This window comes from Vibrio sp. 1F263, from assembly GCF_041439035.1.
GTDB classification, from domain to species: Bacteria; Pseudomonadota; Gammaproteobacteria; order Enterobacterales; family Vibrionaceae; genus Vibrio; species Vibrio tasmaniensis_A.
Window position 1 is genome coordinate 58,807 of the sequence record NZ_JBGONI010000026.1, and the last position, 12,157, is coordinate 70,963.

Genomic DNA, 12,157 nt, shown 5'->3' on the forward strand with positions numbered 1-12,157 from the left:
AATCCCTTGTGACATTTTTAGTGTCAAGCTCCAATAGATAGAGTTTTGAATTCTCTAATTAATATGACGCAAAAAAGGCGCTGAACTTATTAAGTTCAGCGCCTTTTTGTTAGGGCATTTTATATCGGCATCTCTATCTTAGCTTGTATCAGTCTAGATAGAGTGTTTCTTTAAGTTAAGCTGCCATTGGAACCAATACTAACGTACCAAAGATAACCGTGATAAGACCACAGATTACTGGAACAGAAGTACGTTTTACAACTTCAAACGGGCTGATTTTACCCATACCCGATGTCGCAACAATTACGCCAGATACTGGAGAAATGGTACGGCCTAGGTTAGATGCTTGAAGCATAGGGATGATTAGGAACGCTGGGTTCAAGCCCATTTTCGCCGCTAGTGATGGAGCCAGTTCTACGAATGCATAGAAAGGCGCGTTACCAGAACCTGTCGCGATAGCTGCAGCAACCGTTAAACCTGTTAGGATAAGCATCAATGCGATACCGCCTGCGCCTGCAGATTCAGCAAGACCGATTAGGTTATCAATCGCACCGATAGACATTAGACCTTGAGCAAATACGCCCGCCGCAACCAACAACATTACCACGCCTTTGAACGCGTCAGCCATGCCTTGGTAGCAAGAATCTAAGTCTTCTAATGTTTTCTCGCCGTCAAACTTCTTAACAACGTAATCGATAACTGCGCCCACGAAGATAGAACCTACAACAATGGTGTAGATATCAAGTGAAAGCCCTGGAATCGTGCGGCCGTTGAATAGGAAAACGCCGATGATAGGTAGGAATGGCAGTGCAGCGTAGAAAGCCGGTGCTGTTGTTTCGATTTCAGAAACGTCTACTTTTTCCATTGGCGTGTTTTCTTTTTTATCTAGGTATTTGTTCCAGAAGAAAGCCGCGCCAGCCATCACGATGATTGCACAGATAGAAACAGGCAATACTGTTTGAACAGCAAACACATCAAGAGACATGCCTGATTTTTCAGCTGCGATAACCACATCACCAGAGGTTGGTGAAAGAATGATTGCTGCAGGTGATGCACAAACGGCAACCGCTGCTGGGCGTGAAATACCCATCGCCGTCATCATTGGGAATAGGGTCGCCATCAGTAACACACCAAGGCCTGTTGCAGAACTTACTGCTAGAGACATTAGACACGCTACGATGTAAGCCGCAACAAGAAGTACATAGGGAGATTTAATAGCAGCAAGCGGTTTAGAGAACTGTTTCACTACTACGTTGTTAGCACCAATGTGCGTCATGTAAGAAGCAAAACCACAAAGAAGCATGATTTGCATGCCCAGGCCGCCCCCACGGTACTGAAGCATGTACTTAACAAATTCTAGTGAGTCGGTAACCATGTTACCTGTTGATGCGACTTTAGCTGGTAAGACTGTGTGACCAATAAGGCCGGTAATAAGAAGTAGGGCAAGGCCAGCAGTTAGTAACACGCCCGCTGCTTTATAGCCTTTTACAATAAAGTAACCAACAGCAATGGTAATCACTAATCCGATCAAGAGCTCTAACATAGAAATCTCCACAAAGTTTAAAAAATATAAGAAAGTGTTTCAGAATATGACAATGAATGTACAGAAAACTACACTGTGGCACGAGGCAAACTTGAGTTTGGTATGATCTAAGACAAACATTTTTTTTGATGTTAATTGTGGTTATAAATATTGATTGACTACTGTTGTTTGGATGTTAATAAACAAATTTTAGAGCTCGCTAGAATATAACTTGGATCACCTTTGCTTGTTTTAGTTTCATATGCCAGGAAGAGTTGGATAACTTTAGCCGTTGATGTGCAAATGGTGATAATAGCGAGAAAAAGAGAGTTATGTGGGTCAAGCGACGAATGGGCGGTTTGATGTGAAGAGCACAATCAAAGTGTTACAGCCTTATGATGTTTAAGAGTGTTTTAATGCTATTGAGCGCTACGCGTCGAAACCTGTGATCAAATCACACAACGCGTATCTGGTGTGTTATTTGGTATTAAAGGCGAAAGAAGCTCTAAGTGTGGAAGAGCTTCTTTGGTGCATTCGTTTAGGTAAACCAAAGCCTATAGTATTGCTTACCTTTGGCGTCTTGCGACCAAAGTAAATCGGTAATCGTTAGACGTGAAGTAGTTACGGCTGTATTCAAACACCGTGTTATTGGCGAGGTAACCGCGAGTACGTTTTTCAATGATAGGCTGAGCTGGGTCAATACCTAACTGTTTAGCAACGTCTTCAGGCGGAAGAATCGGTACCAATTCTTGCTCACTTCGATCAATTACCATGCCTTTGGTGTTCTCAATAAAGTCGTATTTTGATGTCTGCATCACTTGATAGGTGAGATCTGGGAATAGGGCAACAGGTAACCAAGTTTCTTCAACCGTGATTGGATTGTTGTCTATGAAACGAACACGTTTTACGTAGAAAACCAATTCGCCTTCTTTGATATCTAAATGCTCAGACATCGCCAAAGAACACGGCTTCATTTCAAAGGCCAGGACTTCACTGTGTGTAACCACATCCAAATGCGCCCACTTTTCTTGAAAGCTCGACTGTTTGTAGATGTCGTAATTGATCTTGTTCTCTTTGACGTAAGTACCGCTGCCTTGAACACTTTCAAGCTCATCGTTTTCGATCAGTAGTTTCAGCGCCTGCCTAACCGTTACACGGCTTACCGAGAATACTTCACGCAATTGCGCTTCTGTTGGGAGTGCTTCGCCAACTTTATATTCTCCAGAACTGATCTTTTCTCTTATTGCATCGGCGATTTGGCGATACATAGGGAGTCTTGCCATTTTTGCCTCATTTGTGCGCTAGGACAACTAGACTTTGATTAACAACCTGTACCTTAAATACGTAAATTTGCTCTATATAAGCCTTGCTTTAAAGGTTAGTGTGAGCATCGTATCGGCGTTTTGTAGTACATATAATACAAATTAAACGATACATAACAAGCTTTCTTAAAGGATTTACCAATACGATTCAAATACAAATTAAATACAAATATGTATTGATGAGATCGTGATCACGGATTAAATGTCTTGAAGTTGTATTATTCTTACCGTCGGCAGGGACGACTGTCGTACTAATCCGTGACTATGGGACAAAGGTTATGAAACTTACTACTCTAACGAATAAGTCGCTCGTAAATCTGCAAACTACGTTTAGCAGTCGAGAAGAAGCGATTTACGCACTTGCTGACCAACTGGATCAGCAAGGCAAACTGCATAACAAGCAAGAGTACCTTGATGCAGTATTTGCTCGTGAAGAGCAAGGCCCGACAGCGCTTGGCGAAGGCCTAGCAGTACCGCATGGCAAGACTGACGCGGTTAAAGAAGCTGGTTTCGCTGTAGCAACGCTTAAAGAAGACATGAAATGGAAAGGCTTGGATGAAGACGAAGATGTAAATCTAATCTTCCTAATTGCGATTCCAAATGCAGAAGCGGGTTCTACCCACATGCATTTGCTTACTGCACTGACAACTACATTGGTTGACGACGATGTTCGCGAAGCAGTATTAAAAGCAACAACCGCTGAAGAAATCTTCGCGCTTCTTGATGGCGACAATCAACAAGATGAAAAACAAGACAACTTAGATACAAATGCCCCGACAATTGTATGTGTGACGGCTTGCCCAGCAGGCATTGCTCATACCTATATGGCGGCAGAGTATCTTGAAAAGGCGGGCAAAAAGCTTGGCTATAACGTGCATGTTGAAAAACAGGGCGCAAACGGTATAGAAGATCGCTTAACGGCTGAGCAATTAAACAATGCTGTGGCTTGTGTTTTTGCTGCTGAAGTGGCGATTAAAGAATCTGAGCGCTTTAACGGCATTCCTCGTGTAGAAACGCCAGTTGCAGAACCGATTAAACACGGTGAACGCATTCTTAATGAAGCGATTGAAGAGTCGAAAAAAGGTAACGGAGCAGAACGTAAAGTTGCTACTGATGACAAACCAAAGAAACTTCCGTTGAAAACTGAGCTTAAACAAGCACTGCTTTCTGGTATTTCTTACGCGGTTCCTCTTATCGTTGCTGGTGGTACTGTTCTTGCGGTTGCTGTTCTTATCGCGCAAATTTTTGACCTGCAAGAGCTCTACGCAACAAAAGATTCTTGGCTATGGATGTATCGCAAACTAGGTGGCGGCCTACTGGGTACATTGATGGTGCCAGTACTGGCGGCTTATACAGCGTACTCATTAGCAGATAAACCGGCACTTGGTCCTGGCTTTGCCGCGGGTATTGCAGCAAACATCATTGGCTCTGGTTTCCTTGGCGGTGTTGTTGGTGGTTTGATTGCGGGTTACGTGATGCGTTGGGTGAAAGAGCATGTTCGCTTAGGCCCTGCGTTTAACGGCTTCCTCACTTTCTACCTTTACCCTGTAATCGGTACTTTGGTGGCAGGTAGCTTGATGCTGTTTGTTATCGGTAAACCTGTAGCGTTCCTAAACCAAGGTCTGACGGATTGGCTGAACGGTATGTCAGGCACCAATGCATTGTTATTGGGTGCGATTCTAGGTCTGTTTGTATCATTCGACTTAGGTGGTCCGGTAAACAAAGCCGCTTACGCATTCTGTTTAGGTGCAATGGCGAACGGTGTTTATGGCCCATACGCAATCTTTGGTTCAGTAAAAATGGTATCAGCGTTCACCGTAACGGCTTCAACCATGATTGCTCCACGCTTATTCAAAGACTTTGAGATTGAAACCGGTAAATCAACTTGGCTACTTGGCCTAGCGGGTATTACTGAAGGTGCAATCCCAATGGCGATTGAAGATCCAATCCGTGTAATCGGTTCATTCTTACTAGGCTCTGTGGTTACAGGTGCAATGGTGGGCGCGGCAGGTATTGGTCTATCGACTCCGGGTGCGGGTATCTTCTCTATCTTCTTGTTACACGATTCTGGTTTGGGCGCATTCTCTGCTGCTGCAATCTGGTTCGGTGCTGCCATTGTCGGCACAGTGATTTCAACCATTACTCTTCTGATGTGGCGTGGTCACGCTGTAAAAAAGGGTAAGTTTGAAGCAAGTACTGCAACACAGAACTAACTGAATTTTGAGTTAGCTGCTAACTCACTGCGAAATCAATATATAAAAAATAACAAACAACTGGCTGTCCTAAATACCTGTGCTCCTAACGGTTTTATTCTCACAGATTCTGGGCGTGGTTTTCTGCACCTTAAATTTAGTGGCAGCCAATTTTAACCCCTTGAAAAACTTTAATTTAGTCGTATTTGAGCTCGAATTTAAGATTTACTCGAAGCGACACATTTAGGTAAATGATTATGACTACATCACGCGTACATATTACTCCACACATGCACTGGGATCGTGAATGGTATTTCACAACAGAAGAGTCTCGTATTCTTCTAGTGAACAACATGGAAGAAATCATGAACCGTCTGGAGAGCGATCCAGAATACAAATACTACGTTCTAGATGGTCAAACAGCCGTTCTAGAAGATTACTTCGCGATCAAACCAGAGAACACAGAACGCGTAAAAGCATTGGTTGAAGCGGGCAAGTTAATTATTGGCCCTTGGTATTCACAAACCGACACAATGCAAGTTTCTGGTGAGTCAATTGTACGTAACATGATGTATGGCATTCGTGACTGCATGAAGTTTGGCGATGCAATGAAGATTGGTTACCTACCAGATTCATTCAGCATGAGCTCACAACTGCCAATGATCTACAACGGTTTCGACATCACGCGTGCAATGTTCTGGCGTGGTTGTTCAGAGCGTCATGGCACCAACAAAACAGAATTCTTATGGCAATCGAACGACGGCAGTGAAGTAACGGCACAAGTGCTTCCGCTGGGTTACGCGATTGGTAAATACCTTCCACAAGATGAAGAAGGTTTGCGTGCTCGTTTAGATAAGTATTTCCCAGTGCTAGAAAAGCCATCTGTGACTAAAGATATCTTGCTACCGAATGGTCACGACCAAATGCCGATTCAAAAAGACATCTTTGAAGTAATGGACAAGCTTCGCGAAATCTACCCAGATCGTGAATTCTCAATGAGCCGTTACGAAGAAGTGTTCGAGAAAGTAGAAGCGGCGCGCGACCAACTCGACACAATCAAAGGCGAGTTCAACGACGGTAAATACATGCGTGTTCACCGTACGATCTCTTCTACGCGTATGGACATCAAACTGATCCACGCAGAAATCGAAAACAAGATTGTAAATATCTTAGAACCGCTAGCGTCTATCGCTTGGACATTAGGCTTTGAGTACCACCACGGTTTGATTGAGAAAATGTGGAAAGAGAGCATGAAGAACCACGCTCACGACTCGATTGGTTGCTGTTGTTCTGACAAGGTTCACGCTGAGATCCTAAACCGCTACATCCTTGCGGACGACATGGCGACCAACCTGATTCACTTCTACAAGCGTAAGATTGTTGACCACATGCCAGATCGCGAAGGTTGCGACAAACTGGCGATGTTCAACCTTTCGCCATACGAGCGTGAAGAAGTGGTTAACACGACTATCACTATCCGTGCTCAAGAGTTATCTATTTTTGATGAAAACGAAAACCCTGTTGAATACTTCATCCAAGATAAACGCCAAATTGACCCAGGTAAAGTAGACCGTCAAATCGTTCACTACGGTAACTACGACCCGTTCATGGAGTTTGATATTCAGATCAAACGCACTGTGCCAGCGATGGGCTTCACCACGTTACACATCCAAGGTAACGAGAAGGGTGCAGTAAAAGTTGCAGAACAAAAAGACTACTTACTAGAGAACGAATACTACCGAATCAATGTAAACGACAACGGTACTCTGACTATTTTCGATAAAGAGACAGAGCAAGTATTCGACCAAGTGCTTCGTTTAGAAGACGGTTCTGATGACGGCGATGAGTACGATTACTCACCATCTCGTCAAGAGTGGCTGTTGTACTCAGACGAATTCCCGGTAGAAACTTCGATTGACCACCAAGGCTTCCAATCGGTAGCGAACATCGCTTTCCGCATGAATGTTCCTGTAAACCTTGCAGAGCGTGAAGAGCGTACGGGTCAAAACGGTTTTGTCGAAGCGCAATGCCAAGTGGTATTGAAGCAAGGCTCTCGCCGCATCGAAGTACGCATGGAGTTAGACAACCAAGCCGACGACCACCGTGTACGTGTGCTAGTACCAACGCCATTTGTTTCTGAAACTGTGGTTGCAGATAACCAGTTCGGTTGTATTACTCGCCCAACCAACGACCCTGCAATGGCGGTTTGGGAGGAAGAGAAGTGGAAAGAAGCGCCAGTTCCTGTGTATCAGTTAATGAACTTTGCTGCGCTAGAAAACGGCGAAGCGGGTATGGCGATCATGTCGAATGGTCTGCGTGAATTTGAAGTGATTGCATCTCAAGGTGACGAAAACAGAGATACCTTCGCACTGACGCTATTCCGCGGTATCGGCGTGTTAGGTAAAGAAGAGCTGTTGCTTCGTCCGGGTCGTCCTTCAGGTATCAAGATCCCGACCCCTGATTCACAAGTGCGCGGCAAGTTAGTGTGTGAATTCACGTTGTGTGGTTTCTCTGGTAACCACATTGACGCGAACATCATGGCGCAAGCACGTGACAATGTCACCCAATTTGAATGCTATAACAAGATCCCTTACAACGCGATGAAGCTAAATGTGGGCGAACAAAACCTACCGATGAGCTTTAGCCTTCTGTCTAAGCAACAATCAGGCGCAGTGCTGAGTGTGCTGAAGAAAGCGGAAGATGAAGATGCACTGATCATGCGTGTTTATAACCCGGCAGAAACAGGTTCAGTATCGGATTCAATCTCTTTCACTCAAGCGGTTTCAAGTTGGAAAGAGACAAGTATGGACGAGCGCGTTCGTGAAGGTGGTATGGCAACTGAAACCTTCGGTGACTTGTCTTTTGGCGAATTAGCATCTTGCCAAGCAAAAACATTCCAAATCAAATTCTAATTTCAATAACCCGCTCACCTTGGTGGGCGGGAATGGTGAACGACAATGAAAATTGTAATTGCCCCTGATTCATTTAAAGAATCACTCGACGCTCATCAAGTTGCGTCTTGTATTGAGCGTGGATTTGCTGACGTTTTTCCTCACGCAGAGTTTGTGAAAATGCCGCTCGCCGATGGCGGAGAAGGCACAGTAGACGTGTTGCTAGAGGCTCTCAATGGTAAGAAACAACGGCTGCAAACGACGGATCCAATTGGACGTGAATGTACGGCTTATTGGGCTTCACTTGAGCAACAGGTTAATGGAAAAAGTGTAAATACTGCTTTGGTGGAGTTTGCCCAAGCATCGGGTTTAGATCGATTAACCGTAGAAGAAAGAGCACCTCTTACAGCATCGTCTTACGGCACAGGGTTGCTGATCAAAGATGCGCTAAATACAGGCGTGGAACAAATCATCATTGGTCTGGGCGGTAGTGCCACCAATGACGCAGGGGCTGGCATCTTACAAGCGTTGGGAGGCAAGTTATTAGACAAGCAAGGCAACGAGCTATCTGGTGGCGGCGCCGAGTTAAGCCAGTTAGCAAGCATCGATCTTGATGGACTGCACCCTAGATGCAAAGAAGTGACGTTCGTGGTCGCGTGTGATGTGAACAATCCACTGTGTGGCGAAAGCGGAGCCAGTGCCGTGTTTGGTCCACAGAAGGGAGCATCAAAAGTTCAAGTTGAACAACTTGATACTGCGATCAGTCACTTTGCCGATATCGCTCAAGCACATACGGGTACTAATCATCGCGACAGCGCGGGCTTTGGTGCTGCTGGTGGTACACCTCTGGGGTTAAGTCTTGCATTCAATATCCAAATTAAAGCGGGTATTGAGATGGTATTAGATGCTTTGGATGCAGATAAGGTGCTTGAAGGTGCTTCACTGGTCGTAACTGGAGAGGGTCAGATGGACAACCAAACTCTGCAAGGTAAAACACCTTTCGGTATCGCTCAGAGAGCCCAACAGCTGAATATTCCAACCATTGGAATTGCGGGCTCTTTGGGGCAAGACGTTGAAAAACTTTACGGCTCAATGTCTAGCTTATTTGGAACCGTACGTTCACCTCAGTCTTTAGACCAAGTTTTATCAGAAGCGAATCAAAACCTGACTCGCACTGCCCGTAATATCGCAGCCACGCTCAAGCTTGGCAGCCAGATTTTTAATGAGAAGTAATTATGTCTCTATTTAAACTCGATAACGTTATTCAAAACTACGCATGGGGAAGCAAAGACTCCATTAACCAACTTTTTGGTATTGTGAACCCAAACCAAGAACCTCAAGCAGAAATTTGGATGGGTGCTCACCCTAATGGTTGCTCAAAAGTAGGCGATACCGGTGAGTCGCTTTCTCATATGATTGATGAAAATAAAATCGATGTCTTAGGCGGGTATACGGCGTCACGTTTCGGTGAATTACCTTTCCTGTTTAAGGTGTTAGCCGCTGAAACACCGTTGTCGATTCAGGTTCACCCCAACAAGCGTAAATCAGAATTAGGTTTTGAACGAGAGAATACACGCGGCATCCCTTTGAATGCGTCTAATCGAAACTACAAAGATCCAAACCACAAACCTGAGTTGGTTTATGCGTTGACTTTCTACAAAGCGATGAATGGTTTTCGTCCAATCGACGATATTATTGCTTTGTTCGAAGAAGCCGATATTCCTTCGCTAGCGATTGAGCTTAATGTACTTAAAGCTAATGCCGACAGTGATTCTCTGAAGTCTTTCTTTAGCGCAATTATGTCGCTTGAAGGTGAACGTAAAGAAGCTGCACTTGATGAGCTTTATGCTGCACATGCGCGGCCAGCTAAAACGGTTATGGGACGTGAAGCTCTGCAATACAGCAAGGAGTTCAAACAGCATTATCCGGGTGATATTGGTTTGTTTGCACCATTGATGCTCAACACGGTTGAACTGGCGCCCGGTGAAGCGATGTTCCTGTTCGCAGAAACACCTCACGCTTATGTTCAAGGCACAGGTTTGGAGATTATGGCAAACTCAGACAATGTGCTGCGCGCCGGTCTTACACCCAAATACATAGACGTTCCTGAGCTTATCGATAACACGATCTTTGAGCCGATTAAGCCAGAAGATATTCGTCTTAAGCCTGTATTGAAAGAGGGCAAGATGAGCTATCCGATTCCAGTGGATGACTTTGGCTTTGATATCTTGTCTGCGACTGATGAGAGCAAGTCACAGTATTTACGTAGCGCGGAGATCTTGTTCTGTGTGGAAGGAGAGGCGACCGTCACTTCAGAAGGACGGTCAGTTTCTCTTAAACCCGGAGAATCGGTCTTTGTAAGTAGTAATTCAAGTGTTTACCAATATCAAGGGAATGGCATTTTGGCTCGTGCTTTTAACTAGTGCCCCCGTGCTAGCGGTCAGCAAAAGAAATGTCAGAGTGCCACTGTAAAGTGGTACTCAATATTGGATTGATGGTTGTTACCTATCTGTCTTTGACAGTCATGATTATTGACCATACCCGCTACTCTGGCGGGTTTTTTCATTATTGGAATGAGCAGATATAAGCTTGTAGAAACGAAAAACCCTGCGTTGAGATCAGGGCTTTTATTGAATCAGTACTGAGTGACTGGTCAGGCAATGTGCGTCATTTTATTAAGCACAAAGGTTTCGATACAGTCTTCAGTCGCAGCCATGTACTCAGCGATGTGTTGGCTCGCTAAGTGTTTCTCTAGGTGAGCTTCAGACTCCCAGTTCTCATGAAAAACGAAGTGAGCAGGGTTACTGTTATCTTGGTGTAAGTCGTAGTTTATACAACCGTCTTCAACACGGGTTCTATCGATCAATTTAATCATCTCTGATTTAACTAACTCAATCTTATCTTCTTTAGAGACGATTGTTGCAATAATAGTCAGTTTGCTCATTTTCAATTCCTTAGGTCTAAACTCAGTAAGTTAAAGTAATATAAGTATAAATTCAGATTGAAGAAAGAGTTCTGGAATCCAATAACTATGGTTCTTGAAGCCCATAATTTAGACTTGAGAGTATTTGGCTAATGGCTAATGGCTAATGGCAAATAGGTTACGCTCATAAAAAAGCCCTCATAGTAATATGAGGGCTTCAAATAAGAGTTAAGCAGTGTCGTTACTGGTGCATTAAGCGGACTATCCTGCCTTAAGTATATTGTTCTATCTTAAGCATACTGTTCCACTGTCATTGCCCAATTTTTTTTCTGTTGCTCAAAATTCATTTTGATTTGTTGGTAACGAACTTTAAGTAGAGAGTGTTCGTACTTCTTCACAACATCTTCGCGTTTGCTTTCAAGTAGCTGCTTTTTGACTTCGTAATACTCGTTCATGTTTGATACTAGAGCATCGAATTCTTGTTGAAGTTTGTCTGCGATTTGTTGCTTGTCGGCACGATGCATGATCTTTTGCTGCGTGCGTTTAAGTAACATTGATGCTTCTGCTTTTTCGATACGAGCTTGAGGGGTTTTCTTAAGCTTGCTTGCCAGTCCCATCAAAGAAGCACTCTTGATCAACCATTTTGTAGGATCGTATTGCCACCAGTAGATGCCGTTGCGGTAATCGTTCTCAAAGATGTGGTGGAAGTTGTGGTAGCCTTCGCCAAAAGTGAGTACTGCTAACACACCGTTATCACGGGCCGTGTTTTTGTCGGTAAAAGGTTGGCTACCCCAGATGTGAGCAAGAGAGTTAATGAAGAATGTCGTGTGATGGTTAAGCACCAAACGAACAGCACCTACGATTAACAACATGCCAAGTACGTCACCGTAAATAACACCCAATGCGATAGGAACACCGAAGTTCATTAGCAATGCCAACAGAACATAGTGCTTGTGCTGCCACATAACAATTTTGTCTTTCTTTAAATCTCGACAATTTTCATAATTTTCATACATCGAGGTGCTGTAGTTACGAATCATCCACCCGATGTGAGAATACCAAAAACCACGTTTTGCTGAGTATGGGTCTTTGTCGTTGTTATCTACATGCTTGTGGTGCACACGGTGATCAGAAGACCAGTGTAACGCGCTGTTCTGCAGGGCAAATGCGCCACCTAGTGCAAACAGGAATCTTAGGCTTGAATGCGCTTCAAACGCTTTGTGTGACCATAAGCGATGATAACCCGTCGTGATTGAAAGGTTACAGAACGTAAAGCAGATCGCTAGCCATATCCAGTGCTCCATACC

8 protein-coding genes are annotated in these 12,157 nt (G+C 44.2%); 4 read left to right on the forward strand and 4 right to left on the reverse strand.

What is annotated here, in order from left to right:
- Positions 1-175: 175 nt before the first annotated feature.
- Both dcuC and ACED25_RS16080 read right to left on the reverse strand, forming a co-directional pair.
- On the reverse strand, positions 176-1,543 hold the full coding sequence (gene dcuC / locus ACED25_RS16075; protein ID WP_009845449.1) for an anaerobic C4-dicarboxylate transporter DcuC: 1,368 nt from the start codon (positions 1,541-1,543) through the stop codon (positions 176-178).
- Positions 1,544-2,088: 545 nt separating this feature from the next.
- Positions 2,089-2,805 carry a GntR family transcriptional regulator gene (locus ACED25_RS16080; RefSeq protein ID WP_009845448.1) on the reverse strand — a complete coding sequence of 239 codons (717 nt, stop codon included), beginning with the start codon at positions 2,803-2,805 and terminating at the stop codon, positions 2,089-2,091.
- A 317-nt stretch (positions 2,806-3,122) separates the two neighbouring features.
- Here ACED25_RS16080 and mngA point away from each other — a divergent pair, with 317 nt between their 5' ends.
- The 4 genes from mngA (at position 3,123) to manA (ending at position 10,350) form a co-directional block, all read left to right on the forward strand.
- A complete protein-coding gene (mngA, locus tag ACED25_RS16085; RefSeq protein ID WP_017102861.1) occupies positions 3,123-5,057 on the forward strand; it encodes a PTS 2-O-a-mannosyl-D-glycerate transporter subunit IIABC in 1,935 nt (644 codons plus the stop codon).
- 236 nt (positions 5,058-5,293) lie between these two features.
- Positions 5,294-7,948 carry a mannosylglycerate hydrolase gene (mngB, locus tag ACED25_RS16090; protein ID WP_371695662.1) on the forward strand — a complete coding sequence of 885 codons (2,655 nt, stop codon included), beginning with the start codon at positions 5,294-5,296 and terminating at the stop codon, positions 7,946-7,948.
- A gap of 45 nt (positions 7,949-7,993) precedes the next feature.
- Positions 7,994-9,160, forward strand: a complete 1,167-nt coding sequence (locus tag ACED25_RS16095) for a glycerate kinase (protein ID WP_371695663.1) — start codon at positions 7,994-7,996, stop codon at positions 9,158-9,160.
- A 2-nt stretch (positions 9,161-9,162) separates the two neighbouring features.
- Positions 9,163-10,350, forward strand: coding sequence for a mannose-6-phosphate isomerase, class I (gene manA, locus ACED25_RS16100; protein ID WP_371695664.1), 1,188 nt, complete (start codon positions 9,163-9,165; stop codon positions 10,348-10,350).
- Positions 10,351-10,580: 230 nt separating this feature from the next.
- Here manA and ACED25_RS16105 read toward each other — a convergent pair whose 3' ends face one another.
- Positions 10,581-10,871, reverse strand: a complete 291-nt coding sequence (locus ACED25_RS16105) for a putative quinol monooxygenase (protein WP_102250016.1) — start codon at positions 10,869-10,871, stop codon at positions 10,581-10,583.
- A 269-nt stretch (positions 10,872-11,140) separates the two neighbouring features.
- The coding region (locus tag ACED25_RS16110; RefSeq protein ID WP_371695665.1) for an acyl-CoA desaturase at positions 11,141-12,157 on the reverse strand (1,017 nt) is incomplete at its 5' end.

Bases quoted from the DNA above. Each gene is read 5' to 3' on its own strand.
- dcuC (WP_009845449.1), bottom strand. From the start codon at position 1,543: ATGTTAGAGCTCTTGATCGGATTAGTGATTACCATTGCTGTTGGTTAC.
- mngB (WP_371695662.1), top strand. From the start codon at position 5,294: ATGACTACATCACGCGTACATATTACTCCACACATGCACTGGGATCGT.
- ACED25_RS16095 (WP_371695663.1), top strand. From the start codon at position 7,994: ATGAAAATTGTAATTGCCCCTGATTCATTTAAAGAATCACTCGACGCT.
- ACED25_RS16080 (WP_009845448.1), bottom strand. From the start codon at position 2,805: ATGGCAAGACTCCCTATGTATCGCCAAATCGCCGATGCAATAAGAGAA.
- mngA (WP_017102861.1), top strand. From the start codon at position 3,123: ATGAAACTTACTACTCTAACGAATAAGTCGCTCGTAAATCTGCAAACT.
- manA (WP_371695664.1), top strand. From the start codon at position 9,163: ATGTCTCTATTTAAACTCGATAACGTTATTCAAAACTACGCATGGGGA.
- ACED25_RS16105 (WP_102250016.1), bottom strand. From the start codon at position 10,871: ATGAGCAAACTGACTATTATTGCAACAATCGTCTCTAAAGAAGATAAG.